We start from the raw sequence: 26,976 nt of genomic DNA on the forward strand, positions 1-26,976 counted from the left end.
CGTGAAAATACCTTTCATCGAGTGACCCACAGCGTGAAGGAAAATTTCCCCCCGGGCGTCCGCCCCCTCCGCGGCGTCGCGGACGCTCCCGTCATACCCGTCACGCCCCCGGACCCGGGGGCGCTCGCCGCCAAGGTCCGTACGCTCGCGCCGACCCTGACCCGCTCGATGCAGCGGGTCGCGGAAGCCGTCGCGGGCGATCCGGCCGGCTGCGCCCAGCAGACCGTCACGGCGCTCGCGATCCGCACCGGCACCAGCGAGGCCACCGTCGTACGCACAGCCCGGCTGCTCGGCTATCCCGGCTACCGCGACCTGCGGCTCGCCCTGGCCGCGCTCGCCGCCCAGCAGGCCGCTGGGGCGCCGCCCGCGGTGACCGCGGACATCGCGGTGGACGACCCGCTCGCCGACGTCGTCGCCAAGCTGGCCATGGAGGAGCAGCAGACACTCGCCGACACCGCCGCACAGCTGGACATGGCACAACTGGAGGCGGCGGTGGGCGCGTTGGCGGCCGCCCGGCGCACGGACGTGTACGGGATCGCCGCTTCCGGGCTCGTCGGCCAGGACCTGGCGCAGAAGCTGCTGCGGATCGGGATGATCGCGCACGCGCACGCCGACCCGCATCTGGCGGTGACCAACGCCGTGCAGCTGCGCCCCGGCGATGTCGCGGTCGCGATCACCCACTCGGGCAACACGCACGACGTGATCGAGCCGCTGCGGGCCGCCTTCGACCGGGGGGCGACGACCATCGCGGTCACCGGGCGCCCGGACGGGCCGGTCACCCAATGGGCCGACATCGTGCTGACCACCTCCAGCTCACGGGAGAGCGAGCTGCGGCCGGCCGCGATGTCCAGCAGGACCAGCCAGCTCCTGGTGGTGGACTGCCTGTTCGTGGGGATCGCACAGCGGACGTACGAGTCCACGGCACCGGCGCTCGCCGCCTCGTACGAAGCACTCGCGCACCGCCACCGGCCGCGTGGCACGCGTGGCTGACCCCTGCACTGAGATAATGCTCTGAAACCATTTTCCTCACGTCGCCCCCCGTCGTGCCCACCACTCCCCCGCCGAGCCCACCGCTCCGCCGGCCACGAGGACGCCTGGCCGGCCCATCCCCCCACGCCCGCACCTGACCACTGCGAGAAGGATGAACGAGCCGCATATGCCCCAGTACACCGAGCTGCGCCGCGAGTTGGACACGCTGACCACCGAGGCGTTCCGGCCTGAGCTCGCCGAGATCGACCGGATGCCCACCCTGGAGATCGCGCGCACGATGAACGGCGAGGACGCCACCGTCCCAGCCGCAGTCGCCGCCCAACTGCCCAGCATCGCCGCCGCGATCGACGGCATCGCCGACCGGATGGCACGCGGCGGGCGGCTCGTCTACGCCGGCGCGGGCACGGCGGGCCGGCTCGGCGTGCTGGACGCCAGCGAGTGCCCGCCGACCTTCAACACCACGCCGGGGCAGGAGGTCGTCGGCCTGATCGCGGGCGGACCCACCGCGATGGTCACCTCGATCGAAGGCGCCGAGGACAGCAGGGAGCTGGCCGCGGAGGACCTGGACGCCCTCGGGCTGACCGACGCCGACACCGTTGTCGGCGTCTCCGCCTCAGGGCGCACCCCCTACGCGGTGGGCGCCGTCGAGCACGCCCGCGCGCTGGGGGCGCTGACCGTGGGGCTGTCCTGCAACGCGGACTCGCCGCTGGCCGCCGCCGCCGACCACGGCATCGAGGTCGTCGTCGGCCCCGAGCTGGTCGTCGGATCCACCCGGCTGAAGTCCGGCACCGCGCAGAAGCTGGTGCTCAACATGCTCTCGACCATCACCATGATCCGGCTCGGCAAGACCTACGGGAACCTGATGGTGGACGTGCGCGCGTCCAACGAGAAGCTGCGGGCCCGCTCGCGGCGGATCGTCTCGCTCGCCACGGGCGCGGACGACCAGGCGATCGAGCAGGCGCTGACCGCCACCGACGGCGAGGTCAAACCGGCCATCCTCACCCTGCTCGCCAGGGTCGACGCCCCGACCGCGGCCCGGCTGCTCACCGACGCCGGCGGCCACCTGCGCGAGGCCCTGGAGTCCGCGGGCCGCTGACCCGACCCCCCTCCCGTCTGCGGGAACCCCCTTGGCCGGCCGTGCGTCCAACCCGCACACCGGACAAGGGGGGCTCAGTGAACACACGACGGGCGCTGCTCATACCCGCCGCGCTGCTGGCGGTCGCGCTGCCGGCTCTCGGCGGCTGCTCCGCGAACGGCGGGGGCGCCGGGGCGGACTGCGCATGGCAGCTGCACTACGGCGGGGCGCTGTATTTCCCGGCGCCGGGCCAGGAGTCGGCCAAGGTGGTCCCGCACCAGGGCAGCCCGCTGGGGCAGGGCTACTTCGACGGCTGCCAGGACGGCGGCGGGCCCGAGCCGCGGGATTACATCAGCGTCTACCGGGTCGCCGGGGTGGACCCGTCCCTTGCGGTGATCACCGAGGACGACACCATCGGCGTCATCGACCCCGACCATGTGCCGGGGCCGCTGGCCATGCCGTCGAAGTAGCGCCGTACGACAAGGCGGCGCCCCCTTCCCGTGGCTACGGGAAGGGGGCGCCGCCTCGCGTGCAGGACTGCGATCCCAGGGGGGATCAGAAGTCCATGTCACCGCCGGGCATGCCACCCGGGGCGGCCGCGGCCGCCTTCTCGGGCTTGTCCGCGATGACGGCCTCGGTGGTGAGGAAGAGCGCGGCGATGGACGCGGCGTTCTGCAGCGCGGAACGGGTGACCTTCGCCGGGTCGATGATGCCCTCGGCGATCATGTCGACGTACTCACCCGTCGCGGCGTTCAGGCCGTGACCGATGGGCAGGTTGCGCACCTTCTCGACGATGACGCCACCCTCGAGACCACCGTTGACGGCGATCTGCTTGAGCGGGGCCTCCAGCGCGATCTTCACCGCGTTGGCACCGGTCGCCTCGTCGCCTTCGAGCTCCAGCTTCTCGAACACCGCGGAAGCCTGCAGCAGGGCCACGCCACCACCGGCGACGATGCCCTCCTCGACGGCGGCCTTGGCGTTGCGCACCGCGTCCTCGATGCGGTGCTTGCGCTCCTTGAGCTCGACCTCGGTCGCGGCGCCGGCCTTGATGACGGCCACGCCGCCCGCGAGCTTCGCCAGGCGCTCCTGGAGCTTCTCGCGGTCGTAGTCCGAGTCGCTGTTCTCGATCTCGGCGCGGATCTGGTTGACCCGGCCCGCGACCTGGTCGGTGTCGCCCGAGCCGTCCACGATGGTCGTCTCGTCCTTGGTGATGACGACCTTGCGGGCGCGGCCGAGCAGGTCCAGCCCGGCGTTCTCCAGCTTGAGGCCGACCTCCTCGGAGATGACGGTGCCACCGGTGAGGATGGCGATGTCGCCGAGCATGGCCTTGCGGCGGTCACCGAAGCCCGGGGCCTTGACGGCGACGGACTTGAAGGTGCCGCGGATCTTGTTGACGACCAGAGTCGACAGCGCCTCGCCCTCGACGTCCTCGGCGATGATCAGCAGCGGCTTGCCGGACTGCATGACCTTCTCCAGCAGCGGGAGGAGGTCCTTCACCGCGGAGACCTTGGAGTTGACGATCAGGATGTACGGGTCGTCGAGCGACGCCTCCATCCGCTCCAGGTCGGTGGCGAAGTACGCCGAGATGAAGCCCTTGTCGAAGCGCATGCCCTCGGTGAGCTCGAGCTCGAGACCGAAGGTCTGCGACTCCTCGACGGTGATGACGCCTTCCTTGCCGACCTTGTCCATGGCCTCGGCGATCAGCTCGCCGATCTGGGTGTCGGCGGCGGAGATGGAGGCGGTCGAAGCGATCTGCTCCTTGGTCTCCACGTCCTTGGCCTGCTCCAGCAGGGCGGCGGAGACGGCCTCGACGGCCTTCTCGATACCGCGCTTGAGGGCCATCGGGTTGGCACCGGCGGCTACGTTCCGCAGGCCTTCCTTGACCAGGGCCTGGGCCAGGACGGTCGCGGTCGTCGTGCCGTCACCGGCGACGTCGTCGGTCTTCTTCGCGACTTCCTTGACCAGCTCGGCGCCGATCTTCTCGTACGGGTCCTCCAGCTCGATCTCCTTGGCGATGGAAACACCATCGTTGGTGATCGTCGGGGCGCCCCACTTCTTCTCAAGGACGACGTTCCGGCCCTTGGGACCGAGGGTGACCTTAACGGCGTCGGCGAGCTGGTTCATCCCGCGCTCAAGGCCGCGCCGCGCCTCCTCATCGAACGCGATGATCTTAGCCATGTGAAGTGTCCTCCGCGGACTGGGGGTTCCCCCACCGAGGCGGGGGGCGGTGGATCGGACCGTGTGGCGCCCGCGACGGACGGCCAGCCGGGCGCCGGTTCCTTCCCGACGCCCGAGCGGGCCTCACCGACCCGGTCCAAGTGGCACTCTCACTCGTAGAGTGCTAACGCCAATGATTAGCACTCACCCCCTGCGAGTGCAAGCGCTTCGGGGTGCGTGCACCCGCCTGCGCGGGGGTCGCGGGGCCCCACCGATGGGCCGCCGCCGCGCCACACCGGGGGCCCGGCAGGGGCCGGGCAGGGACGCGGAGGGGACGCGGCAGTGATGCGGAGGGCCACACAGGGGAAGGGCCACCCCTGGCGGGATGGCCCTTCATTGGCGTCGCGTCGGTGGCCGAACGCGCCGATCTCAGCCGGCCAGCCGGACCATGTCCGCCTGCGGCCCCTTCTGACCCTGCGAGATCTCGAACTCGACTCGCTGGCCTTCTTCGAGGGTGCGGTATCCGTCCATCTGTATCGCGCTGTAGTGGACGAAGACATCCGCACCACCGTCGACCGCGATGAAGCCGTAGCCCTTCTCCGCGTTGAACCACTTGACGGTGCCCTGAGCCATTCCTAACTCCCCTATTACTGGCCCTATCGCGGCCCCGCGCTCCGCGGTGCCGGGTCAGACCTCACCCCCAGCAGGGGTGTGCGCCGGAACGCGTCGACCGCGGCTGAATGTATCTGCACGGATGCCGTCTGCAACAGGTCAATTGGACGAGAATTCTGGGCGCGACCCATCGGAAATAAACCAGGAAAAAATGATAATGCCGGGCAACTCGGACCGGACATAAAGGGCTTAGCGGGCTTATCGCGAGCGACTTTGGCGATAAATCGCCGCACCAGCCGATCATCGGGGATCCGGGAGTGCCACGTGCCTCTGGCAAATGTACAGGGATTCAACTACCGCCCCACAGGCGGGCGCCCCACCCGGGACGAAAGCAGTTCCCGGGTGGGGCGCAGGTTAAACGTCAGAGCTTCTGCGGATTCCTGTCAGATCAGGTACGGTGCCGGCTCAGCCGCCCGCGACCGCCGGAATGATCGAGACGCTGGCACCGTCGGGTACGGCCGTGGCAAGACCCTCGGAAAACCGGACATCATCATCGTTGACATACACGTTCACGAAACGACGGAGCTTTCCGGCGTCGTCGAGAACCCGCGCGGAAATACCCGCATGATTCTTTTCCAGCGACTCGATCACCGCGGCGAGCGTCTCACCCTCGGCCTGGACCTCGGCCTTGCCGCCGGTGTAGGTGCGAAGGATCGTGGGGATGCGTACGGAAGCACTCATGCGAGGCCAGCCTCTCGGAAAGCGGCAACGGTGGGACGGATGGTCGCGGTCGGCCCGGTGGTCGGGGACACCGCGTCCAGGGTCTTGAGCCCGTCGCCGGTGTTCAGCACGACGGTCTCGGCAGCCGGGTCGAGCTGCCCGGTCTCGATCAGCTTCCTGAGCACCCCGACGGTCACCCCGCCTGCCGTCTCGGCGAAGATGCCCTCGGTGCGGGCCAGCAGCTTGATGGCGTCCACGACCTGCTCGTCGTTCACGTCCTCGACCGCGCCGCCGGTGCGCCGAGCGATGTCCAGCACGTAGGGGCCGTCAGCCGGGTTGCCGATCGCCAGCGACTTGGCGATGGTGTCCGGCTTCACCGGGCGCACGACGTCGTGCCCGGCCTTGAAGGCCGCGGACACCGGCGAGCAGCCCTCGGCCTGCGCGCCGTAGATCTTGTACGGCTTGTCCTCGACCAGGCCGAGCTTGATCAGCTCCTGGAGGCCCTTGTCGATCTTGGTGAGCTGCGAGCCCGAGGCGATCGGGATGACCAGGTTGTCCGGCAGCCGCCAGCCGAGCTGCTCCGCGATCTCGTAGGCCAGCGTCTTGGAACCCTCGCCGTAGTACGGCCGCAGGTTGACGTTGACGAAGCCCCAGCCCTCGCCGATCGGGTCGCCGATCAGCTCCGAGCAGAAGCGGTTCACGTCGTCGTACGAACCCTCGATCGCGACCAGCTCGCCGCCGTAGACCGCGGCCATCACGACCTTGCCCTGCTCCAGGTCGTGCGGGATGAACACGCACGAGCGGAAGCCCGCCCTCGCGGCCGCGGCGCCGACCGCGCCCGCCAGGTTGCCCGTCGACGAGCAGGACAGCGTGGTCAGGCCGAAGGTCCGGGCGGCCTCCAGGGCGATCGCGACGACCCGGTCCTTGAAGGAATGCGTCGGGTTGCCGGAGTCGTCCTTCACGTACAGGCCGCCGGTGATGCCCAGCTCGCGCGCCAGATTGTCGGCCTTGACGAGCTTGGTCCAGCCCGGGTTGAGATTCTGCTTCTCGGTCACATCGGCCGGCACCGGCAGCAGCGGTGCGTAGCGCCAGATGTTCGCGGGGCCGGCCTCGATCCGCCGGCGCAGGCCCTCGGGGTCGCCGAGCGGCAGGTCGTACGCCACCTCGAGCGGCCCGAAACACTCCTGGCAGGCGAAGATCGGGCTCAGCGGGAAGCGGGTGCCGCACTCCCGGCAGGACAGCGCGGCAGCTGGCCCGAAGGCGTCCTGGTGGGGGTTTTCCGCAGCGGCGGAAGTGGTGCCGGCGACAGTCTGCACAGCCATGGTGGCGAGGCCCTTTCTCCTCATCTTCCTCGCGGCGGACATCGCCACAAGACGGAATTGGCACCTTCCCCACCATGACCTCGCGGTCGGCGGGAGGGTTGCCGGGGCTTCAACGGGCCGTTCCCTCTGCCCCTCTGGATGAGCGGTATGGCACCGGACTACGGGGTCCGGGCGTTTGTCCTGCCGCGCCACCCCGGCATGCGGGGCGCACAGGCGTTGTTCAAGACTGTAACCGACAAGGGTGACGGTGGAGACAGTCGTCCGAACCGCGAGATGGATCACACAGGAGACGCGCAAGGTGCTGGAAGAGGTGGAACGCTGGCTGGCCGCCCGGTCCTGGTCGGCCGGCGACCGTCCGCTCGACGTGCTGCTCGACGCCAAAAAGGCGGCAGGGCCGGCCGGGACCATCAGTGTGGTCCTGCCCGCACTCGACGAGGAAGCCACCGTCGGCGACATCGTCGCCGTGATCCGCCGCGACCTCATGACACCCGACGTCCCGCTCGTCGACGAGGTCGTCGTCGTCGACTCCGGCTCCCGGGACGCCACCGCCGAAGTCGCCGCCGACGCCGGGGCCACCGTGGTGCGGCGCGACGCCATCCTGCCCCGGCTGCCCGCCGTGGCCGGCAAAGGCGAAGTGCTCTGGCGGTCCCTGCTGGTCACCAGCGGGGAGATCGTGTGCTTCGTCGACGCCGACCTGCGGGAGTTCGACTCCCGCTTCGTGTCAGGGATCGTCGGGCCGCTGCTCACCGAGCCCGACGTGCAACTCGTCAAGGCCATGTACGACCGGCCGCTCGAAGCCGGCGGCTCCATCGTCCCCGCAGGCGGCGGCCGGGTCACCGAACTCGTCGCCCGCCCGCTGCTCAACCTCCACTGGCCGCGGCTGGCCGGTTTCGTCCAGCCGCTCGGCGGCGAATATGCCGCCAGGCGGTCGCTGCTGGAAAAACTGCCCTTCCCCGTCGGCTACGGGGTCGAGCTGGGCATGCTCGTCGACTCGCTCGCCCTCGTCGGGCTCGACGCCCTCGGGCAGGTGGACGTCGGAGTGCGGCACCACCGGCACCAGGACGAACAGGCCCTCGGGCGGATGGCCGCCGCGATCTACCGCACGGCGCACCTGCGGCTGGGCCGCGACCCGCTCGTCCGGCCCCGCCTCACCCAGTACGGCCGCGCGTCGTCCGGGTTCGTGCCGTCGACACATGCGGTCGACACCGTGGAACGTCCACCGATGCTGGACGTCCCCGAATACCTCCACCGCCCCGCGGCCTGACCCCGCCCCGTCCCCCCTGCCCGCGGGGGGGCGCCCTTGCGGAAGGCCGCAACCCCCAGGGGTGCCGGGGGCGCCCTTGCGGACGAGGGCAACCATCAGGGGCGCGGGGAACGGCGCGAGCAACCGGCCACCGGCCGGTGGTCCGGGGGCGACAGCAACAGCCCCCTCGGGACGGAGACGACCCGCGCCCCGGTGGGGGCTGGTCGCGCAGTTCCCCGCGCCCCTGGGGTGGTGCGGTTCGTCGCCACACGACGGCCGTACGCGGCTGGCCGCGCAGTTCCCCGCGCCCCTTTCGGGCGCCCTTGCGGAAGGCCGCAACCCCCAGGGGTGCCGGGGGCGCCCTTGCGGACGAGGGCAACCATCAGGGGCGCGGGGAACTGCGCGAGCAACCACCCACCGGCGGTGGTCCGGAGGCGACAGCAACAGCCCCCTTGGGCCGGAGACGACCCGCACCCCGGTGGGGGGCTTGTCGCGCAGTTCCCCGCGCCCCTGGGGTGGTGCGGTTCGTCGCCACACGACGGCCGTACGCGGCTGGCCGCGCAGTTCCCCGCGCCCCTGAGGGTCGAGGCCTTCCCCGGGCGCCGGGGCAGTGCGGCTCCCCTACGGCAAAAGGGCAACCATCAGGGGCGCTGGGGGTACCCCCAGGCGAAGCTCTGGGGGCGGAACTGCGCGGGCAACCGGCCACCGGGCGGTGGTCCGGGGGCGACAGCAATTGCCCCCTTGGGGCGGTGACGACCCGCGGCCCCGGTGGGGGGAGGTTTGAGGGAGGGGCTGGGTGGCAAGGCTCGCGGCATGGACGGATCACCGCGTGCTGCCCGAATTCTGGTCGCGTCCAACCGCGGCCCGGTGGCGTACACCGTCACCGAGGACGGGGAGCTGCGCAGCAGACGCGGGGGCGGCGGCGTCGTGTCCGGGCTGAGCGCGATCGAGTCGGACAGCGCCTCGCTGTGGGTGTGCGCGGCCCTCACCGAGGGCGACCGCGAGGCGGTGCGCCGCGGCGTCGGCGAGCCCGGCTCACGGATGATCGCCGTCGAGCCGGACGTCTTCCACGCGGCCTACAACGACATCGCGAACTCGGTGCTGTGGTTCGTGCACCACATGCTGTACCAGACCCCCCTCGAACCCGTCTTCGACGAGGAATTCCGCACCCAGTGGGCGGCCTACGAGACGTACAACGCGGCCTTCGCCGACGCCCTGGCCGAGGAGGCGGCGGACGGAGCCGCCGTCCTGGTGCAGGACTACCACCTGGCCCTGGTGCCCGCGATGCTCCGGGAGCGCCGCCCCGACCTGCGGATCGGCCACTTCTCGCACACCCCGTGGGCGCCGCCGGACTACTTCAGGCTGCTGCCCGACGACATCGCGACGGCCTTGCTTGAAGGCATCCTCGGCGCGGACCGCGCGGCTTTCCTGACCCGCCGCTGGGCCGACGCCTTCGCCGCGTGCTGCGCCGACGTGCTGGGCGCGAAGGTGTCGCAGGACCGCCGTGAGGTGACGCACCGGGGGCGTACGACCAGGCTCGGCGTGCACGGCCTGGGCGCGGACGCGGATTTCCTGCGGGAGCGCGCGCACCGGGACGACGTGGTGGAGCGGATGGAGACCCTGCGGGCCGAGGCGGGCCCCGGGCGCAAGCTGATCGTGCGGGTGGACCGCACGGAGCTGTCGAAGAACATCGTGCGCGGCCTGTACGCCTACCGCAGGCTGCTGGCCGATCGTCCGGGCTGGCGCAGCCGGGTGGTCCATGTGGCGTTCGCCTATCCGTCCCGGCAGGACCTGACGGTCTACCGCGAGTACACCGAGGAGGTCGGCCGGGTCGCCGACGAGATCAACGCGGAGTTCGGCACCGCCGAGTGGCAGCCGGTGCTGCTCAAGGTCGACGACGACTTCGCGCGCTCGCTGGCGGCGTACCGCCTGGCGGATGTGGCGCTGGTCAACCCGATCAGGGACGGGATGAATCTGGTCGCCAAGGAGATGCCGGTGGTGTCGGACAACGGCGTCGCCCTGGTGCTGTCCCGTGAGGCGGGCGCCTTCGAGGAGATGGGCGACGACGCGATCGTGGTCAATCCCTACGACATCCGCGCCACGGCCGAGGCGCTGAACACGGCGCTGACCCTGCCAGACGCCGACCGTGCCGACCGCACCAAGCGGCTCGCGGCGGCGGCCACCGCGCTGCCGCCGACGCGGTGGTTCACCGACCAGCTGGCCGCGCTCGCGCCGTGATCAGGCCTCCTGTGTCGCGGCCAGTGCCTCGACGTCGGCGATGACCCGGTCGCGGATGTGGACGATGAGCTTGGTCAGGTCGGCGCAGAAGACCGAGGGGTTGAGGAATCCGGTGCCCTGGCGGTAGCGGTGGGCGTACTGGCCGCCGCCGCAGATGTCCATGAGGGCGCAGCTCTTGCAGGTCTCGGAAAGCCCGCGGACGCCGATCTGGCGGGCGACCACGCCGGGGTGGTCCCTGGCGGCGTCGAAGGAGTCGTGGAAGACGTCGAGGCCGGTGCTCGGCGCCCCTTCGAAGGTCGAGCGCAGGGTGTCGACCAGTTCCAGTGAGCCGTCGGTGTCGACGGTCAGGGTGCGGAAGGTGCCGATGCCGATGCCCTCGGTGGTGCTGGAGCCGCCGAGCACCATGGCCATGATGTCGTCGAAGAGCCGGACGGTGGTGGGCACGGGCGTCGTGCCGTACCAGCGGTCGAAGACCGGGATCAGCCAGTCGGCGAAGGCGGTGCCGTCCGCGACCCAACCGGGCGGGGGCTCGGTCCAGTTGCCCAGCGGCAGGGAGAAGTCGACGGCCGGTGCGCCGACCGCGGCCAGTTCCTCGTAGACGTCCAGCGGGTCGTTGTCGACGTCGATGTAGCACAGGATCAGCTGGAGCAGGTGGGAGTAGCGCGGCCGCAGCAGCTGCCGTATCCCCTGCATGACCTTGTCGTGGCTGCCCTTGCCGTTGGCGTACTTGCGGTGCCGGTCGTGCGCCTCCTTGCCGCCGTCGAGGCTGACGGTGACCTTCACGTCGTGCTCCAGCAGCGTCTCCAGCATGTTCTCGTCGTCCAGCAGGATGGCGTTGGTGGTGAGCGACAGCCGCATCGCGGTGCCCTCGGGGGCGGCAGCGCGGAAGGCGGCGGCCGCGTAGTCGATCTCCTGCGCGCCGACGAGCAGTGCCTCGCCGCCGTGCAGTTTGACGATGACCTCGGGGAGTTCCGCCGCGTGCGCGTGCAGGTGGTCGGCGAGCCGGCCTGCGACCCGGTCGACGGTGGCGCGGGTGAGCGCCATCGGCTTGGACCGCCAGCTCTGGTCGGCCATCTCGTACATGTAGCAGTAGTCGCAGGCGATGTTGCAGCGGCCGTGCGTCTTGACGATGAACTCGGAGAAGGGCATCGGCGCCCAGGTGCGGTCCGCCCGCACCGCGTCGACGAGCGCCGCGGTCGGCCACTCCTGTACGGCCCCCTGTCCCGCCGCCGTGTCCGCCATCGGTATCTCGATCACCAGCCACCCTCCGATCCGTATGTCCGTCCCCCGGCCCGCGACCGGCGGTCCGCTGCCCGGCTCCCGGGCGGTGCGTGACGCGGGCGCCCCGGTGCCGACCGCGGCACCCGCGTCACCTGTCCGCGCAGGCGGCTACTTGTTGTGGTTCATGTTCGGGCTCACGGTGTGCGGGGTCGTGCTGCGCACCAGGGCCGCGCCCAGCGCGCTGTGGGACGCCGCCGTCGCCTTGGCACCCGAGGCCGCCGGCTCCGCGGCGGAGGCGGTTCCGGCCGTGCCGGCCGCGACCACCGTGGTGGCGGCGACGGCTGCCGCCGCCAGGGCGACCTTGCGCGCGAGGTCCCGCTTGGTCTCCGACATGAAGTACCTCCTGTACTCGGTGGATGTGTACCGCTCAACCGTATGCACGTCGTACTATCCGGACAACGAATTCCGGTGTCGTCAATCCGCCACTCGCACCGGAGGCGGTATTGCGCACACTTGCGGACACCTGTTTGCCACCATGGACGCGGGTTATTGCGGGAATCCGGAGAGACCGCGTCCCTGTTCACGGGAGGGACATGCGCACCAGAGAGGCACATCCACCGCGTATGTGAACTTTGAGAGCCACATGATTTTCCTGGCGGAAACAAGCGCGAGCAGTGGCCTTGACGACCATCCGGTATACGGACGAGGACCGCGCCCGGCGGGCGCGGTCCTCGTGTGGTCCTGGTGGGGTCGTGCGGTGGAATCAGGCGGTGACCGCGTCGGCCAGCGCGTCGAGCAGCGCCACGACACCGGCGGGGCCCGGCACGATCAGGTCGGCCTGCGAGGTCAGCTCCTCCGGCGACTCCGGGGCCGCGCTGGCCACCAGCAGGCCGGGCAGGCCCTGTTCGCGCAACTCGTGCACCGCGGCGAAGGCGGCCAGGTCGCCCAGGTCGTCACCGCCGTACAGGACGCAGCCGGCGCCCACCTCGCGCAGGTACGCCGCCAGGGCCACGCCCTTGTCCACGCCGGGCGGGCGCAGTTCGAGCACGTAGCGGCCCGGCTCGACCATCAGGCCGTGGTGGGCGGCGAGGTCCGACAGCGGGGCGCGCAGCGCCTCGAACGCGGCGTCAGGGTCCTCGGTCCGCCGGGTGTGGACGGCGACCGCCCGGCCACCCTTGTCCTCGACCCAGGTGCCCTGCCAGGCGCCGTTGCGGTCGAGGAAGCCGGGGAGTTCCGCACGGACCGCGGTGACGCCGGGGTGGGCGCCCGCATTGTGCATCTCCGCGGTGTGCGCGTCCCAGCGCTCCGCGCCGTAGTGGCCGAGCACGACGAGGTGGTCGAGGGCGGCGACACCGGCGAAGCCGCCGTAGCGCACCGCGACACCGGCCGGGCGGCCGGTGACCACGGCCACCGCCGCCAGGTGCGGGGCCAGCCGCGCCAGCGCGGGGACCGCGCCCGGGTGGGCGCGGGCCTGCTCGGGATCGGGGACGATCGGCGCGAGCGTGCCGTCGAAGTCGAGCGCGACGACCGCACGGCGCGGCTCCGCCAGCAGCGCGGCGAGGCCTTCTTTGCCCTCGGGGGTGATGGGCGTCGGAATCTCGGCGTAGGCCATGGCTCCGACCCTACCGCCGTGCTCCCGGGCGCATACCCGGCGCACGGATTCGGCTCGGGGCATCCCCCCGGCAGCCGTCAGCGCAGCCGGCGGCGGGACTCGCGGGCGCTGCGCAGACGGTTGACGGTGACCGGGGCGTGGGCGAGGGCGCGCGGGTCGTCCAGGAGGGCGTTGAGCAGCTGGAGATACGCGGTCGGCGACATCCCCAGCCGCTCGCGTATCGCCCGGTCGCGTGCCCCCGTGCCGGCCCACGCCTTGGACGCGAAGTCCAGCACGGCCAGGTCCCGCGGGGACAGCTCCTCCTCGCTCACGACAGACCTATTTCCCGCCCTGGGCCGCCGCGAACCGCTGCAACGTGCCCAGCACCTGCTGCGGATCGCCGTCGACCGCGGTGCCGATCGTCTTCTTCACCCGGTCGCTGACCGGGCCCCAGGACGTCTTGCCGACGGGGTAGAAGACCGCGTCCGGCAGCCGGTCGAGGAACTGCAGCATGTCCTTGTCCGCGGGGTTCTTCTCCATCGCCTGCGAGGCGCTGCTGGTCACCGGCAGCAGACCGTACTCGTCGAGGAACTTCAGCGAGTTCTCAGGACTGTAGACGAAGCGCAGGAAGGCCCGGTCCGCCGCGAGGTGGTCGTCCTTCTGCTTGAAGGCCATCATCCAGTCGGCGACGCCGAGGGTGTCGGGCGCGGGGCCCGCCTGTCCCGGCAGCGCGGTGACGCCGACGTCGATGTGCGCCGCCTTGGCCTGGGCCAGCAGCGTGGGGTGACCGTTGATCATGCCGGCGTCGCCCGCCAGGAAGTCGGCGAAGACGGTACGGCGGTTGGTCTTCGCCGGGTCGCCCGGCCCGGTGAGGCCCTTGGCGACGAGATTGTCCTTGAGCCAGCGGAAGGCGCTGACGTTCGCCAGCGAGTCCAGGGTGTAGCCGCCGACGCTGTCGGTGTAGCCGCCGGACGCGCCGAGCATCCACATCAGCGACTCGGCCTGCGCCTCCTCCGTGCCCAGCGGCAGGCCGTAGGGCACCTTGACGCCGTGCGCCTTGAGTTTGGCCGCGTCGTGGGCGATGTCGGCCCAGGTCTTGGGCGCGTGCTTGATGCCGGCGTCCTTGAACAGGCCCTTGTTGTAGAAGAAGAGCCGCGAGCTGGACGCCCACGGGATGCCGTACTGCACCCGGCTGACCGAACCGGCCGAGGCCAGTGACGGGATGAAGTCGGCCTGCATGCTGATCGGGAAGATGTCGTCCGCGCTGTAGAGCATGCCCTTGGCCGCGTAGTCGGCGTAGGAGCCGATCTGGGCGATGTCCGGGGCCTTGCCCGCCTTGACCATGGCGGTGACCTGGTCGTCCACGTGGTCCCAGTCGACCACCTGCACGTCGACCTTGGTGTGCGGGTTCTTCCGCTCGAAGGCCTGGACGATGCCGTTCCAGTACTCCGTCGAGCTGTTGTGCGTCTTCGGGTCGCCGTAGTCCGCGGCCACCATGTGCAGCGTGACGTCCTTGCTGAGCGGCGACTTCCCGCTGCACCCGGTGAGGGCCGTCGCGGCGAGCACGGACCCGAGTCCTGCCGCCATCAGGGCGACAAGTCTTCGTCGCTGCACATTCATACCGAAATACCGCCTTCGAGGATGGATTGTCCGCGGAAGCGCAGAGTCTTCCCCACAGGTTCACCCAAGGTCTACACCACGAGCGGAATCCGTCATTCAGCGGGTGGTACCGCCCCGTTGCCTGCCGGCGGGAGGTCCGGCCGTGAGAGTACCCCTGCGCGCGGCGTACGGGTGGCGTCGCGGCACCTCGGATCTTCCTCGCCGAGTGGACTAGACCTTTTATGGGGTTACCCGCGAGACTGTCCCCCGTGAGACATGTCATCGCCCTCGATGTGGGCGGCACCGGGATGAAAGCCGCCCTGGTCGCGGCCGACGGGACCCTGCTGCACGAGGACCGCAGGCCCACCGGCAGGGAGCGCGGCCCCGACGCCGTCGTGACCGCGATCCTCGACTTCGCCGCCGACCTCAGCGCCCACGGGAGACGCGAATACGGCGAACCCGCCGCCGCCGCGGGCGTCGCCGTGCCCGGCATCGTCGACGACGTCAACGGCATCGCCGCCTACGCCGCCAACCTCGGCTGGAAGGACGTGCCCCTGCGGGCCCTGCTGTCGCAGCGGCTCGGCGGCGTCCCCGTCGCGCTCGGCCACGACGTACGCACCGGCGGCCTCGCCGAAGGCCGGATAGGCGCAGGCCGCGGCACCGACCGCTTCCTCTTCCTCGCCCTGGGCACCGGCATCGCCGGCGCCATCGGCATCGACGGGCGGATCGAGGCAGGCGCCCACGGCTTCGCGGGCGAACTCGGCCACGTCGTCGTCCGGCCCGGCGGACCCGAATGCAGCTGCGGCCAGCACGGATGCATGGAAGTGCTCGCCTCCGCCGCCGCCGTCTCCCGCACCTGGGCCGCCGCCAGCGGCGACCCCGACGCCGACGCGGCCGACTGCGCCCGCGCCGTCGAAACCGGCGACCCGCGCGCCCTCGACGTCTGGCGCGACGCCATCGACGCGCTGGCCGCCGGCCTCGTCACCGGATTCACCCTGCTCGACCCCCGGGTACTGATCATCGGCGGCGGCCTCGCCGAAGCAGGCGACACCCTCTTCGGCCCGCTGCGGGCGGCGGTCGAGGCACGCATCACCTTCCAGAAGCTCCCCCTCATCGTCCCCGCCGCCCTCGGGGACACCGCAGGATGCCTGGGCGCCGGCCTGCTCGCCTGGGATCTACTCTCCGTGGAGGTATCCGCCTGATGGCCCCCGTAACGACAACGCAGCGCACCGTGCTGGCGGGTGCCCGTGTGGTCCTGCCCACGGGCGTGGTGGAAGGCGGCCGGATCGCGGTCGAGGGCTCGCGGATCACCGCCGACACCGGGCCGCTGCCGGACGACGTCGTGGTCGGCCTGGCCGCAGGACACACCGTCGTCCCCGGCTTCGTGGACATCCACAACCACGGCGGCGGCGGCGCGTCCTTCACCTCGGGCACGGCCGAGGAGGTACTCACCGGCGCGCGCACCCACCGCGAACACGGCACCACCACCCTCGTCGCCTCGACCGTCACCGAGACGATGGACGCGCTCGTCCGGCAGGCCGGGCTGCTGTCCGAGATCGTCGAACAGGGCGACCTCGCCGGCATCCACTACGAAGGCCCCTTCATCTCCCCCTGCCGCAAAGGCGCCCACGACGAAGGCCTGCTCCGGCACCCCGACCCCGCCGACGTGCGCAAACTCGTCGAAGCCGCGCGCGGCACCGCCAAGATGGTCACCCTCGCGGCGGAACTCCCCGGCGGCATCGACTCCGTACGCATGCTCGCCGACCTCGGGGTGATCGCCGCCATCGGCCACACCGACGCCACCTACGAGCAGACCGTCGAAGCCATCGAGGCCGGGGCGACCGTCGCCACCCACCTCTTCAACGCCATGCCGCCGCTCGGCCACCGGGCACCCGGGCCGATCGCCGCACTGCTCGAAGACGAGCGGGTCACCGTCGAGCTCATCAACGACGGCACCCACCTGCACCCGTCCGTGCTGGAACTCGCCTTCGGCACGGCCGGCGCAGGGCGCGTCGCCTTCATCACCGACGCCATGGACGCCGCCGGCTTCGGGGACGGGCTCTACGACCTCGGGCCGCTCAAGGTCGAGGTCCTCGAAGGGGTCGCGCGGCTCGTCGAAGGCGGCTCCATCGCCGGCTCCACGCTCACGATGGACACCGCCTTCAAGCGGGCGGTGACGCTGGACGGGATCTCGCTGGTCGACACCGTGCGGGCGGTTTCGACGAATCCAGCCCGCTTGATCGGGCTGGGGGATCAGGTCGGCTCCTTGGAGCCGGGCAAATATGCCGACCTTGTCGTTCTCGACGAGGCCTACGACGTCGTCGCCGTCATGCGCCACGGCGACTGGATCATCCCCCCCTCCTCCTGACCTCCCCTCGCCCGGGGGGCGGCTCCCCTTCGGCAAAAGGGCAACCATCAGGGGCGCTGGGGGTACCCCCAGGCGAAGCTCTGGGGGCGGAACTGCGCGCGCAACCGGCCACCGGGCGGGTGGTCCGGGGGCGACAGCAACAGCCCCCTCGGGCCGGAGACGACCCGCACCCCGGTGGGGGCTGGCCGCGCAGTTCCCCGCGCCCCTGGGGTGGTGGCGGTGTCGTCCACACGACGGCCGTACGCGGCTGGCCGCGCAGTTCCCCGCGCCCCTGGGGGTCCAGGCCTTCCCCGGGCGCCGGGGCAGTGCGGCTCCCCTACGGCAAAAGGGCAACCCTCAGGGGCGCGGGGAACTGCGCGCGCAACCAGCCACCGGGCGTTGGTCCGGGGGGCGACAGCAACAGCCCCCTCGGGACGGAGACGACCCGCACCCCGGTGGGGGCTAGTCGCTCCGTTCTCCCCCAGAGCTTCGCCTGGGGGTGCCCCCACGCGCCCCTGGGGGTCGAGGCCTTCCCCGGGCGCCGGGGCAGTGCGGCTCCCCTGCGGAAGGCGGCAACCGTCCAGGGGCGTGGGGGTGGGCCTCGGTGGGTGGGTTTGGCATGATCGACCAGTGATCATCACCGTCACGCTGAACGTCGCGCTGGACGTGACCTACCGGGTCCCGGCCCTGATACCGCATGCCTCGCACCGGGTGCTGGACGCGGTGGAGCGCCCCGGCGGCAAGGGGCTCAACGTCGCCCGCGTGCTGGCGGCACTCGGCCACCCCGTCACCGTCACCGGCTTCGCGGGCGGCCCCGCGGGCGACGAGGTCAGGCGGCGCCTCGCCGCGGAACCGCACGCGGCACTCCTCACCGACGCCCTGGTGCCGATCGACGGCCAGACCCGCCGCACCGTCGGCGTCGTGGACGCAGCCAGTGGCGACACCACGATGTTCAACGAGCCCGGCCCCACCGTCGCCCCACGCGAGTGGACGACTCTGCTCGGCGTCTACCGCGAACTGCTGGCGTCAGCCGACGCGGTGGCGCTGTGCGGCAGCCTGCCGCCGGGTGTGCCGGTCGGCGCGTACGCCACCCTGATACGCGAGGCCCGCGCGGCCGGCGCCCACGTGCTGCTGGACGCGAGCGGCCCCGCGCTGCGGCGCGGGCTGGCCGCAAGGCCCGACCTGATCAAGCCGAACGCGGAGGAGCTGGCCGGCCTGACCGGTTTCGCCGAGCCGGCCAAGGCCGCCCGGGACGCCCGCAGGCGCGGGGCGCGGGCGGTGGCGGCATCGCTGGGCGCCGACGGGATGCTGGTCCTGGCCGAGGACGGCGGCTGGCGGGCCGCCCCGCCGGTCAAGCTGGCGGGAAACCCGACGGGCGCGGGCGACTCGGCGGTGGCCGGCCTGCTGTCCGGCGCCGCGGAGGGCCTGCCGTGGCCCGCCCGGCTGGCGCGGGCGGTCGCCCTGTCGGCGGCAACCGTACTGGCGCCGGCGGCGGGCGAGTTCGACCCGGCCGCGTACGAGGAGCTGCTGCCCCGCGTCGAGGTCGTGCCCGCTACTTCTTGACCTGCCCCTGCTTGAGCCAGATCTGGTCCAGGTTGACCGAGCCGGTGTCGCCCTGCTGGAAGGACAGCTGGAGGGTGTTGGCGCCCTTGTCGAGGCTGACGTAGGCGTAGGTCGTGTTGTCCCAGCCCTTCGACCAGTCGGTGTAGTGGCCGTAGTTCTTCAGCTTCACCGGCGTGGTGCGCATCTTGCCGTCGACGGCGAGCGACAGCGTCGCGTCGGGTCCGGCGTTGCCGAAGTTGATGAAGAAGGTGTAGTCGCCGTCCTCCGGCACCGTCACGTTCCAGGTCGCGCTGGCGCCGACCTGGGTGATGTTGGTGACGTAGGTGCCGTTCGCGGCGTTCGCGCCCGGCACATCCGAGGCCTGCGCGGCGCCGCCCGCGAGGGCGAGCGTGGCCGCGTCGACCTTGTCGGAGGCGAACTGCGAGGGCGTCGCGGACGGCGTCGGCTCCGTGCTGGGCGCGGCGCTTGCGGTGGTCGGCGCCGTGGTGGGCTTGTCGTCGGCCTGCTTGTCCTTGCCCGAGCTCTGGCTCATGGCGAAGGCGATGCCGATCGCCACCGCGGCCACCACCGCGACGGCCCCGATGAGCAGGCCCTTGCGGTTGCGCGCCTCAGGGCCGCCGCCGTGACCGCCGGGGCCACCGGGTCCCGCACCGCGGCGGCCGCCGTCCCCTGGCTGCCCGGGGGCGTACTGCGGCTGCTGCCGGGTGTACTGCGCCTGACCGCCCTGCTGGGTCTGGCCGCCCTGCCCCTGGTCGTAGCCGTAACCTTGCTGCTGGGCCGGCGGGTAGCCGTAACCGCCCTGGGGCTGCTGCTGCTGCGGCTGCGGGTAGCCGTAGCCGCCCTGCTGGGGCTGCTGCTGCGGGCTGCGCCGCTCGCCGACCCGCTGCACCTGGTTGTAAGAGGTGCGTGGCGCCTCCGGCTGCTCGCTGCCGTCCTCGGCCCGGTAGAGGTACCCGAACGGGTCGTCGTTCTCCGGCGTGCCGTCGTGTCCGGCCGTCATCCGCTGTCCACTCCCTCGTACTGCCTTACCGCACATCCGCCGCCACCTGCATCGGCGCCCACGGCACTGTGGTATTCCGGAACCCTACCGGCCCCGGGCGGCGTACCGCCCAGCCCTACGACGCATGACCAGGTCAGGAAGGTTCCCGTGTGACCAGCCCCACCCCGCAGTGGCTCCCCTGGCGGTCCGCGATGGAGCGGGCGCTCTACGGTCCCGGCGGATTCTTCGTGCGCGAGCGGCCCGCCGGGCATTTCCGCACGTCGGTGCATGTCTCCCAGCTCTACGCCGGGGCCGTGGCGGAGCTGCTGTGCCGGGTGGACGCGGCGCTCGGGCACCCCGCAGAACTGGTCTTCACCGACATGGCGGCGGGGGGCGGTGAACTGTGCGCCGGCGTACTCGACGCGCTCCCGGCCGGGGTCGCCGCGCGTGTCTCGCCGTACGCGGTCGACCTCGCCCCGCGCCCGGCCGGGCTCGACCCCCGCGTCACCTGGGCCGCCACGCCGCCGCGCGACGCACGCGGGCTGCTCTTCGCCAACGAATGGCTCGACAATGTGCCGCTGTCCCTGGCGGAGGCGGACGAGGACGGCACCGTCCGTTACGTCGAGGTGCGCGCCGCCGACGGGGCCGAGCGCCTCGGCGCCGAGGTCGGCGGCGCCGACGCGCAGTGGCTGGGCCGCTGGTGGCCGCCGGAAGCCGGGACGAGGGCCGAGATCGGGCTGCCGAGGGACGAGGCGTGGGCCGCCGCGGCAGGCTCGCTGGCCGCGGGGCTCGCGGTGGCCGTGGACTACTCCCACGTGCTGGCGGAGCGGCCCCCGTACGGCACCCTCACCGGCTACCGGGAGGGCCGCCAGATCCCGCCGGTGCCCGACGGGAGTTGCGACCTCACCGCGCACGTCGCCGCGGACTCCCTGCCGGCTGCCCGGCACGTCCCGCAGCGGGCCGCCCTGCACGCCCTCGGCCTGACCGCCGCCCGCCCGCCGCTCGCCCTCGCCACGACCGATCCGGCCGCATATGTACGCGGGCTGGCCACCGCGGGCGAGGCCGCCGCACTGACCGCCCGCGGCAGCCTGGGCGACTTCACCTGGTCGCTGACCCCGGTGACGGACGCCTGCGCAGGGATCGTCGCGGAGCTGGGCTGAGCCGAGCCGAGCCGAGCGCACCGCATCCCGCCGGGGTCGCAGGTCACGCGAGCAGGGCCGCGAACACCGCGGCCAGGGCGGCGCGCTCCGCGTCCGTGGGCTCCGCGCCCGCGTGGCGGACGTACGCAAGGGGGTTGATCACGACCGTGGCGTCGTCCGTGGGATGCGGCGGCCGGTGCGCCAGCTCAAGCAGCGCCACCGGGTCGAGCGGCGGATCGCCCATGTGGCGCCGCCACCGGTCGAGCTCGGGCCGCAGATCGACGTCGGGGAAGCGGAGGCCGCCGCCCGCGAGGGCGACGTGCCGCAGGTGGTCCGCCCCCCAGAAGTCCAGCCGCCAGCCCTCCCAGCCCGGCAGCGGCCAGTCGCGGATCCCCGGCGCGGTCCGCACCGTCCAGACGCCGAGGGTGCGGGTGGCGGGGTCGAAGTGCAGGCCGCCGTTCGGCATGGCGGCCAACTCCGGCGGCGGGGTGCCGTACGGCAGCAGGTCGAGCAGCCCCGGGCCGCCGGACAGCTCCTCGTCCACCTCGTAGCCCGAGCCCCAGACCCTGACCGCGCCGTCCGGGCCGCACACCGTCAGCACCGTGCCGACCTCGCCGCCTTGGCCCCACCAGTACGGCGGCCGCGTCTCACGGAAACCGGGCCCGCGGACGAAGCCGCGGCCGAGGCCGAGGTACGCGTGCAGGTCGCCGATGCCGTCGAAGGCCCAGCGCACCTCCCAGCCGGCCCAGGCCCGTTCGAGCACGGCCCGGCGCGCCGCCTGCTGCGCCCAGTGGTCCGCCTCGCCGCTGAACCACAGCACCACCCGCCGGTCGGTGTCCACCAGGGCGGCGCCCTCGCACCACACGTCGTCGAGCCAGCCGCCCGGCGTGGTCCGCAGATCCGCGCCGATCTCCGGATTCGCCCGGAAGCAGCGGAGCGCCGACGCGGGGCCGTGGGCGAGGTCGGTCGCCACACGGTGCCCGCCCCAGTGCGAGGTGTGCAGGGTCCAAGTGCCGCCCTGCACCACGACGTAGTTCGCCCTCAAACCCATGGGCGGACGCTAACAGCCCGGCCGGATCCGGGCCGGGTTCAGCCGAGACCCGCCAGCACCCGCTGCTCGACCTCCGGGTCGAGACCCAGAACCGGCCGGTCGGGGCGCTGCGGCGGCGGGCCCGGAAGCGACCTGAGCCAGGCCCAGGTGTCGGCGACCGTCTGCTCTACATCGCGGCAGGTCAGCCCGGCACGCACCGCCTTGCCGACGTCCGAGCGGTGCATGGCGTCGTGCATGGTGCCCGGCGGCAGCCACACGGGCAGGTCCGTCCACGGCTCGACACCGGCCGCGGTGACGGTCTCGGGATCCGCCCAGACGAACTCCGCATCCGCGCCGGTCGCCCGGGCGCAGGCGTCCAGCAGGGAGCCCATCGTCGCCTGGCCCGGCGGGCTGACGAGGTTGTACGCACCGCCGAGGCCCGCGGTCAACGCGTCCAGGGTCCATTCCGCGAGGTCGCGGGCGTCGATGTACTGGAGCGGGAGGTCCCGCGGACCCGGTGCGAGAACGCGGCCGCCTCGGGCGACACGGTTCAGCCACCACGGAAGGCGGCCGACGTCCTCGTGCGGGCCGAGGATCAGGCCCGCACGCAGCAGCAGGGCGGCATCGCCGAACGCCTCGATCGCGGCGAGTTCGCCGCCGCGCTTGGCCTGGGCGTAGTCGGTGGCGTCGCCCTCGCCGCCGGCGACCAGGGGGGCGGTCTCGTCGGCTCCCGCGGGGGCCGGGTAGGCGTAGACGCTGCGGCTGGACACGTAGGCGTAGCGGGCCACGCGGCCCGACAGGGCGCGGGCCGACGCCGTGACCGCCCGGGGGGCGGCGGACCAGGTGTCGACGACCGCGTCCCACTCACCCGTGGCCAGGGCCGCCAGGTCGCTCTCGCGGTCACCGAGGAGGACGTCGGTGACGCCCTCGGGGAGCCGGCCCCGGCCCCGGTGGAAGACGGTCACCTTCCAGTCGCGTTGCACCGCGGCGGTGGCCACCGCCCGGCCGACGAAGCCTGTTCCACCCAGGAGTAGGAGTCTCATCCCTCCACGATGCACTTTCCCTGCAGGGTGCGGGGGGGTGGGGGGCACGCTCTGAGCGAAGCCGGTTCCCTCCTGGGAGGGTGGGGGTGCGAGCCGGGCCTCGCTCGCACCCCTTGCGGTGGGGGGCGCCGCGGGCCTCACGGCCCTGAGAGGGTGCCCCTTGCGGTGGGGGCGCCGCGGGCCTCACGGCCCTGAGAGGGTGCCCCTTGCGGTGGGGGGCGCCGCGGGCCTCACGGCCCTGAGAGGGTGCCTCTCGCGGTGGGGCTTCGGCGTCACGGTGCGCTGTGGCTGGGCGCGCAGTTCCCCGCGCCCCTAGGGGGTGCCCCTTGCCGTGGGGGCGCCGCGGGCCTCGCGGCCCTCAGGGGGTGCCCCCTGGCGTGGGGCTTTCGGCGTCACGGTACGTCGTGGCCGGGCGCGCAGTTCCCCGCGCCCCCAGGGGGTGCCCCTTGGCGTGGGCTTTCGACGGTGCGGTGCGCTGTGGCTGGGCGCGCAGTTCCCCGCGCCCCTCAGGGGGTGCCCCTTGGCGTGGGCTTTCGACGGTGCGGTGCGCTGTGGCCGGGCGCGCAGTTCCCCGCGCCCCCCAGGGGGTGCCCCCCGGCGTGGGGCGCCGCGGGGCTCACGGCCCTCAGGGGGTGCCCCTTGGCGTGGGGCGCCGCGGGGCTCGCGGCCCTCAGGGGGTGCCCCCCGGCGTGGGGCGCCGCGGGCCTCACGGCCCTGAGAGGGTGCCTCTTGCGGTGGGGCTTCGGCGTCACGGTGCGCTGTGGCTGGGCGCGCAGGTCCCCGCGGCCCTCAGGGGGTGCCCCCTGCCGTGGGGATTCGGCCTCGCGGGGCTGAGAGGATGGGGGGATGACGGAGACCACGATCGGCATCGGCGGCGCAGCCAGCGGCACCGACATGGTGTTGAACATCGGCCCCCAGCACCCCTCCACGCACGGGGTGCTGCGGCTGCGGCTGGTGCTGGACGGCGAGCGGATCCAGTCCGCGGAGCCGATCGTCGGCTACATGCACCGCGGCGCGGAGAAGCTTTTCGAGGCGCGGGACTACCGGCAGATCGTCATGCTGGCCAACCGCCACGACTGGCTCTCCGCGTTCGCCAACGAGCTCGGCGTGGTCCTCGCCGTCGAGCGGATGCTCGGCATGGAGGTGCCGGAGCGTGCCGTGTGGACCCGCACGCTGCTGGCCGAGCTGAACCGGGTGCTGAACCACCTGATGTTCCTCGGCTCCTACCCGCTGGAACTCGGCGGGATCACGCCGATCTTCTACGCGTTCACCGAGCGCGAGGAGTTGCAGCACGTCATGGAGGAGGTCTCCGGCGGGCGGATGCACTACATGTTCAACCGGGTCGGCGGCCTCAAGGAGGACCTGCCGAACGGCTGGACGGGGCGGGCGCGGGCCACCGTCGCGGCGGTGCGGTCCCGGATGGGCCGGCTCGACGACCTGGTGCTCGGCAACGAGATCTTCCGCGGCAGGACCCGCGGGGTCGGAGTGCTGTCGCAGCGGGACGTGCACGGCTTCGGGGTGAGCGGGCCCATCGCCCGGGCCTCCGGCGTGGACTTCGACCTGCGCAGGGACGAGCCGTACCTGGCGTACGGCGAGCTGGCCGACACGCTGCGGGTGGTGACCAGGACCGAGGGGGACTGCCTGGCCCGCTTCGAGGTGCTGCTCGAACAGACCCATGTGGCGCTCGACCTGGCCGACGCGTGCCTCGACCGGCTGGCGGAGCTGCCGCCCGGGCCGATCAACCAGCGGCTGCCGAAGGTGGTCAAGGCGCCCGAGGGCCACACGTACGCCTGGACGGAGAACCCACTGGGCCTCAACGGCTACTACCTGGTGTCGAAGGGCGAGAAGACGCCCCACCGGCTCAAGCTGCGCTCGGCGTCGTACAACAACATCCAGGCGCTGACCGTCCTGCTGCCGGGCACCCTGGTGGCCGACATGGTGGCCATCCTCGGCTCGATGTTCTTCGTGGTCGGCGACGTCGACAAGTAGCGTCGCCGGTCACATCGCGGCTGTTCCGCGCGTCAAAGGGATGACGGAACGCGACGGAGGAATGTGACCGATGAACGACGAGCTGCTCGCCGAACGGTTCGAGGCCAACCGCGGCCATCTGCGGGCGGTGGCCTACCGCATGCTGGGATCGGTCACCGAGGCGGACGACGCCGTCCAGGAGGCGTGGCTGCGGCTCAGCCGCGCCGACACCGGCGAGGTCGCGAACCTGGCCGGGTGGCTGACCACCGTCGTCGGCCGGGTCTGCCTGGACATACTGCGGTCGCGCAGGACCCGCCGCGAGGAACCGCTCTCGGCGGTGCCCGAGACCGAGGCCGCGGACCCCGAGCAGGAGGCGATACTCGCCGACTCGGTCGGGGTGGCGCTGCTGGTGGTGCTGGAGACCCTGGACCCGGCGGAGCGGCTGGCCTTCGTGCTGCACGACATGTTCGCCGTGCCCTTCGACGACATCGCGCCGATCGTGGACCGTACGCCCGCCGCCGCGCGCCAGCTGGCCAGCCGCGCCAGGCGCCGGGTACAGGGCGCGCCGGTCACACCCGAGCCGGACCTCGCGCTCCAGCGGCAGGTGGTGGCCGCCTTCCTCGCCGCCTCGCGGGAGGGCGACTTCGAGGCGCTGGTCGCCGTACTCGATCCGGACGTGGTCACGCGCTCCGACGCCCCGGCAGTGCCGTCGTCCCGCGGTGCCGTGACGGTCGCACGGAACGCGATCACCTTCGCCGCGATCGCCCGCGGCGCCCACCTGGCGCTCGTCGACGGCGCCGTGGGCGTCGTCGCCTTCCCCGGTACGCCGGAGTGCCGCGTGCTGACCTTCACGATCGTCTCGGGCAAGGTGCGCGTCATCGAGGTACTGACCTCGCCCTCGGCCATCGCCGCGCTGACGCTGGAACCGCTCTCCTGAGGGCCTGCGGCCGGTCAGGCCTGGGCGCGCAGGCCTGACATGTCCAGCTGCTCCGTGTCGTCGTGGGCCGTCAGGTCGATGACCTCGGCCGGCTCCCCGGCCTTGGTGTGCTCGGCGGACGGCTCGGACACGGACTGCGCCACCGGCGCCGGCACGGACTGCGGGGCGGGCTCCGGAACGGACTGCGGCGCGGGCTCGGCGACGGCCTGAGCCGCGGGAGAGGCCGGCGGCAGCTCCTTCTGGGTACCGAAGAAGTCGAAGCCGCCGATCGCGCGGTGCCCGGCGCCGCCCTGCGGGGTCGACGGCTGGGCGTAGGGCAGGACGGCCGCGGCCACCGCGGGGACGAGGCGGTGCTCGCGCACCGGCAGCCCCGCGCGGGAGGTGCGGGCGTGGGACTCGGCGGTGTGCCGCCCCTGCGGCTCCTCCTCCACGGGCGCCGCCGCCTCGCGGCGCCTGGCCGCCTCGACGGTGGCCTGCGCCTGCTGCTTCGCGGCGTTGCGGGACAGGTCACGCAGCGCCTGCTCCGCCTTGAGGAAGGCGGCGGGGCCGAGCGCGGACGTCCCCGCGGTGAGGGCCAGTTGACGGGGCGCCTCGCCGACCCGCAGCTGCCGGTTCTTCTCCAACGCGCGGGCCCGCTCGGCCTCCGCGGTGGCGTACCGCCGCAGCAGGTCTGCGTGCTCGGTGCGCAGCCTGGCCATCTCCGACCGCTTGGCGCGGAGCTTCTTCTCCAGGCGGCCGCGGATCTCGCGGGACTCGTCGAGGTCGGTCTCCAGCTCGGCGACCCGCTCGTCGGTGCGCCACTCCTCGCGCACCCGGGCGGCCTCGAGTTCCGCGACCTCGCGACCGGCGGACCGGTCCCAGGCGCGGGCGAGCGCGGCGCCGGCTATCGCGGTGAGGGCGGTCGCCGCGGTGATGACCCGTATCACGCCGGTATCCGAGGCCGCCAGCGAGGCGGCGGCGAGAACCACCGCGCAACCGGCGACGGTCAGCGGCGGAAGCATCCGGTGCAGTGGCTGGGAATGGCGGTGACGTCCACGGGGCATGGCCAGAAATTTAGCGTGCGCGGAGGGCCAGTGGGGCGGCGGGTCACACTTTTTCTGCCCGATTCCGGCATCCAAAGTCCGGCGAATACGGAGGGCATTCGCCGTGGCACGTTGTGTCCCGTTTGCGGCATCGCGAATGCCCGGCCGTAACCGCGTCAG

Annotated in this window: 24 protein-coding genes and 1 riboswitch; of the genes, 11 read left to right on the top strand and 13 right to left on the bottom strand. The window is 72.4% G+C overall.

Annotated features, from left to right (window positions below):
- Positions 1-21 precede the first annotated feature (21 nt).
- From ACGFMP_RS26180 to ACGFMP_RS26190, 3 genes are all read left to right on the top strand, one after another.
- A complete protein-coding gene (locus ACGFMP_RS26180; protein WP_393675436.1) occupies positions 22-990 on the top strand; it encodes a MurR/RpiR family transcriptional regulator in 969 nt (322 codons plus the stop codon).
- A 166-nt stretch (positions 991-1,156) separates the two neighbouring features.
- Entirely contained in the window at positions 1,157-2,086 is a 930-nt protein-coding gene (gene murQ, locus ACGFMP_RS26185; protein ID WP_393675437.1) for an N-acetylmuramic acid 6-phosphate etherase, read from the top strand.
- 77 nt (positions 2,087-2,163) lie between these two features.
- Positions 2,164-2,535: a DUF6281 family protein gene (locus ACGFMP_RS26190; protein ID WP_393675438.1), complete on the top strand. Its 372-nt coding sequence runs from the start codon at positions 2,164-2,166 to the stop codon at positions 2,533-2,535.
- Positions 2,536-2,620: 85 nt separating this feature from the next.
- Here ACGFMP_RS26190 and groL read toward each other — a convergent pair whose 3' ends face one another.
- From groL to thrC, 4 genes are all read right to left on the bottom strand, one after another.
- Entirely contained in the window at positions 2,621-4,243 is a 1,623-nt protein-coding gene (gene groL / locus ACGFMP_RS26195; RefSeq protein WP_393675439.1) for a chaperonin GroEL, read from the bottom strand.
- Between the two features lie 408 nt (positions 4,244-4,651).
- Positions 4,652-4,855: a cold-shock protein gene (locus ACGFMP_RS26200; protein WP_009339379.1), complete on the bottom strand. Its 204-nt coding sequence runs from the start codon at positions 4,853-4,855 to the stop codon at positions 4,652-4,654.
- A gap of 444 nt (positions 4,856-5,299) precedes the next feature.
- Positions 5,300-5,575 (bottom strand): MoaD/ThiS family protein, encoded by a 276-nt coding sequence (locus ACGFMP_RS26205; protein WP_393675440.1) that lies wholly within the window; start codon positions 5,573-5,575, stop codon positions 5,300-5,302.
- A complete protein-coding gene (gene thrC / locus ACGFMP_RS26210) occupies positions 5,572-6,900 on the bottom strand; it encodes a threonine synthase (RefSeq protein ID WP_393675441.1) in 1,329 nt (442 codons plus the stop codon). Before thrC ends, ACGFMP_RS26205 begins: the two co-directional genes overlap by 4 nt.
- Positions 6,894-7,021: riboswitch (SAM riboswitch) on the bottom strand. Its footprint overlaps the gene before it by 7 nt.
- Before the next feature lie 153 nt (positions 7,022-7,174).
- Between thrC and ACGFMP_RS26215 the strand changes: the two genes are divergently transcribed.
- Positions 7,175-8,140: a glucosyl-3-phosphoglycerate synthase gene (locus ACGFMP_RS26215; protein ID WP_393675442.1), complete on the top strand. Its 966-nt coding sequence runs from the start codon at positions 7,175-7,177 to the stop codon at positions 8,138-8,140.
- A gap of 792 nt (positions 8,141-8,932) precedes the next feature.
- Positions 8,933-10,357 (top strand): trehalose-6-phosphate synthase, encoded by a 1,425-nt coding sequence (locus ACGFMP_RS26220; protein WP_393675443.1) that lies wholly within the window; start codon positions 8,933-8,935, stop codon positions 10,355-10,357.
- Here ACGFMP_RS26220 and ACGFMP_RS26225 read toward each other — a convergent pair whose 3' ends face one another.
- The 5 genes from ACGFMP_RS26225 to ACGFMP_RS26245 form a co-directional block, all read right to left on the bottom strand.
- Positions 10,358-11,614: an FxsB family cyclophane-forming radical SAM/SPASM peptide maturase gene (locus ACGFMP_RS26225; RefSeq protein WP_393675444.1), complete on the bottom strand. Its 1,257-nt coding sequence runs from the start codon at positions 11,612-11,614 to the stop codon at positions 10,358-10,360.
- A gap of 132 nt (positions 11,615-11,746) precedes the next feature.
- Entirely contained in the window at positions 11,747-11,971 is a 225-nt protein-coding gene (locus tag ACGFMP_RS26230) for a hypothetical protein (RefSeq protein ID WP_393675445.1), read from the bottom strand.
- Positions 11,972-12,341: 370 nt separating this feature from the next.
- Positions 12,342-13,190: a trehalose-phosphatase gene (gene otsB / locus ACGFMP_RS26235; protein ID WP_393675446.1), complete on the bottom strand. Its 849-nt coding sequence runs from the start codon at positions 13,188-13,190 to the stop codon at positions 12,342-12,344.
- Positions 13,191-13,267: 77 nt separating this feature from the next.
- A complete protein-coding gene (locus ACGFMP_RS26240; protein WP_393675447.1) occupies positions 13,268-13,501 on the bottom strand; it encodes a DUF3263 domain-containing protein in 234 nt (77 codons plus the stop codon).
- A 7-nt stretch (positions 13,502-13,508) separates the two neighbouring features.
- The gene (locus ACGFMP_RS26245) at positions 13,509-14,789 is read right to left on the bottom strand and encodes an extracellular solute-binding protein (protein ID WP_393675448.1); all 1,281 of its coding nucleotides are present in this window, start codon (positions 14,787-14,789) and stop codon (positions 13,509-13,511) included.
- Positions 14,790-15,037: 248 nt separating this feature from the next.
- On the opposite strand from ACGFMP_RS26245, the gene ACGFMP_RS26250 reads away from it, so the two are divergent.
- From ACGFMP_RS26250 to ACGFMP_RS26260, 3 genes are all read left to right on the top strand, one after another.
- Positions 15,038-15,970: an ROK family protein gene (locus tag ACGFMP_RS26250; protein WP_393675449.1), complete on the top strand. Its 933-nt coding sequence runs from the start codon at positions 15,038-15,040 to the stop codon at positions 15,968-15,970.
- Positions 15,970-17,136, top strand: coding sequence for an N-acetylglucosamine-6-phosphate deacetylase (gene nagA, locus ACGFMP_RS26255; RefSeq protein ID WP_393675450.1), 1,167 nt, complete (start codon positions 15,970-15,972; stop codon positions 17,134-17,136). Before ACGFMP_RS26250 ends, nagA begins: the two co-directional genes overlap by 1 nt.
- 609 nt (positions 17,137-17,745) lie before the next feature.
- The gene (locus tag ACGFMP_RS26260) at positions 17,746-18,678 is read left to right on the top strand and encodes a 1-phosphofructokinase family hexose kinase (RefSeq protein ID WP_393675451.1); all 933 of its coding nucleotides are present in this window, start codon (positions 17,746-17,748) and stop codon (positions 18,676-18,678) included.
- Here ACGFMP_RS26260 and ACGFMP_RS26265 read toward each other — a convergent pair.
- Positions 18,668-19,678, bottom strand: a complete 1,011-nt coding sequence (locus ACGFMP_RS26265) for a carbohydrate-binding protein (protein WP_393675452.1) — start codon at positions 19,676-19,678, stop codon at positions 18,668-18,670. The genes ACGFMP_RS26260 and ACGFMP_RS26265 overlap by 11 nt on opposite strands.
- A gap of 191 nt (positions 19,679-19,869) precedes the next feature.
- On the opposite strand from ACGFMP_RS26265, the gene ACGFMP_RS26270 reads away from it, so the two are divergent.
- Positions 19,870-20,817, top strand: a complete 948-nt coding sequence (locus ACGFMP_RS26270; protein WP_393675596.1) for an SAM-dependent methyltransferase — start codon at positions 19,870-19,872, stop codon at positions 20,815-20,817.
- Between the two features lie 43 nt (positions 20,818-20,860).
- On the opposite strand, the gene ACGFMP_RS26275 is transcribed toward ACGFMP_RS26270, so the two are convergent.
- Together ACGFMP_RS26275 and ACGFMP_RS26280 are read right to left on the bottom strand one after the other, a co-directional pair.
- Positions 20,861-21,847, bottom strand: coding sequence for a hypothetical protein (locus tag ACGFMP_RS26275; protein WP_393675453.1), 987 nt, complete (start codon positions 21,845-21,847; stop codon positions 20,861-20,863).
- 38 nt (positions 21,848-21,885) lie between these two features.
- Positions 21,886-22,869, bottom strand: a complete 984-nt coding sequence (locus ACGFMP_RS26280; RefSeq protein ID WP_393675454.1) for an NAD-dependent epimerase/dehydratase family protein — start codon at positions 22,867-22,869, stop codon at positions 21,886-21,888.
- Positions 22,870-23,715: 846 nt separating this feature from the next.
- Between ACGFMP_RS26280 and ACGFMP_RS26285 the strand changes: the two genes are divergently transcribed.
- Both ACGFMP_RS26285 and ACGFMP_RS26290 read left to right on the top strand, forming a co-directional pair.
- Positions 23,716-24,858, top strand: a complete 1,143-nt coding sequence (locus tag ACGFMP_RS26285) for an NADH-quinone oxidoreductase subunit D (protein WP_393675455.1) — start codon at positions 23,716-23,718, stop codon at positions 24,856-24,858.
- A gap of 70 nt (positions 24,859-24,928) precedes the next feature.
- Positions 24,929-25,774 carry a sigma-70 family RNA polymerase sigma factor gene (locus tag ACGFMP_RS26290; RefSeq protein ID WP_393675456.1) on the top strand — a complete coding sequence of 282 codons (846 nt, stop codon included), beginning with the start codon at positions 24,929-24,931 and terminating at the stop codon, positions 25,772-25,774.
- Between the two features lie 14 nt (positions 25,775-25,788).
- Here the strand turns inward: ACGFMP_RS26290 and ACGFMP_RS26295 are convergent, their stop codons facing one another.
- Positions 25,789-26,817 carry a hypothetical protein gene (locus ACGFMP_RS26295; protein ID WP_393675457.1) on the bottom strand — a complete coding sequence of 343 codons (1,029 nt, stop codon included), beginning with the start codon at positions 26,815-26,817 and terminating at the stop codon, positions 25,789-25,791.
- Positions 26,818-26,976 lie beyond the last annotated feature (159 nt).

The sequence above is a fragment of the Streptomyces sp. NPDC049040 genome (assembly GCF_043197715.1).
GTDB lineage: Bacteria > Actinomycetota > Actinomycetes > Streptomycetales > Streptomycetaceae > Actinacidiphila.

Bases quoted from the DNA above. Each gene is read 5' to 3' on its own strand.
- ACGFMP_RS26290 (WP_393675456.1), top strand. From the start codon at position 24,929: ATGAACGACGAGCTGCTCGCCGAACGGTTCGAGGCCAACCGCGGCCAT.
- groL (WP_393675439.1), bottom strand. From the start codon at position 4,243: ATGGCTAAGATCATCGCGTTCGATGAGGAGGCGCGGCGCGGCCTTGAG.
- thrC (WP_393675441.1), bottom strand. From the start codon at position 6,900: ATGAGGAGAAAGGGCCTCGCCACCATGGCTGTGCAGACTGTCGCCGGC.
- ACGFMP_RS26230 (WP_393675445.1), bottom strand. From the start codon at position 11,971: ATGTCGGAGACCAAGCGGGACCTCGCGCGCAAGGTCGCCCTGGCGGCG.
- ACGFMP_RS26285 (WP_393675455.1), top strand. From the start codon at position 23,716: ATGACGGAGACCACGATCGGCATCGGCGGCGCAGCCAGCGGCACCGAC.
- ACGFMP_RS26275 (WP_393675453.1), bottom strand. From the start codon at position 21,847: ATGGGTTTGAGGGCGAACTACGTCGTGGTGCAGGGCGGCACTTGGACC.
- otsB (WP_393675446.1), bottom strand. From the start codon at position 13,190: ATGGCCTACGCCGAGATTCCGACGCCCATCACCCCCGAGGGCAAAGAA.
- nagA (WP_393675450.1), top strand. From the start codon at position 15,970: ATGGCCCCCGTAACGACAACGCAGCGCACCGTGCTGGCGGGTGCCCGT.
- ACGFMP_RS26200 (WP_009339379.1), bottom strand. From the start codon at position 4,855: ATGGCTCAGGGCACCGTCAAGTGGTTCAACGCGGAGAAGGGCTACGGC.
- ACGFMP_RS26265 (WP_393675452.1), bottom strand. From the start codon at position 19,678: ATGACGGCCGGACACGACGGCACGCCGGAGAACGACGACCCGTTCGGG.
- ACGFMP_RS26245 (WP_393675448.1), bottom strand. From the start codon at position 14,789: ATGAATGTGCAGCGACGAAGACTTGTCGCCCTGATGGCGGCAGGACTC.
- ACGFMP_RS26280 (WP_393675454.1), bottom strand. From the start codon at position 22,869: ATGAGACTCCTACTCCTGGGTGGAACAGGCTTCGTCGGCCGGGCGGTG.
- ACGFMP_RS26295 (WP_393675457.1), bottom strand. From the start codon at position 26,817: ATGCCCCGTGGACGTCACCGCCATTCCCAGCCACTGCACCGGATGCTT.
- ACGFMP_RS26270 (WP_393675596.1), top strand. From the start codon at position 19,870: ATGGAGCGGGCGCTCTACGGTCCCGGCGGATTCTTCGTGCGCGAGCGG.
- ACGFMP_RS26220 (WP_393675443.1), top strand. From the start codon at position 8,933: ATGGACGGATCACCGCGTGCTGCCCGAATTCTGGTCGCGTCCAACCGC.
- ACGFMP_RS26205 (WP_393675440.1), bottom strand. From the start codon at position 5,575: ATGAGTGCTTCCGTACGCATCCCCACGATCCTTCGCACCTACACCGGC.
- murQ (WP_393675437.1), top strand. From the start codon at position 1,157: ATGCCCCAGTACACCGAGCTGCGCCGCGAGTTGGACACGCTGACCACC.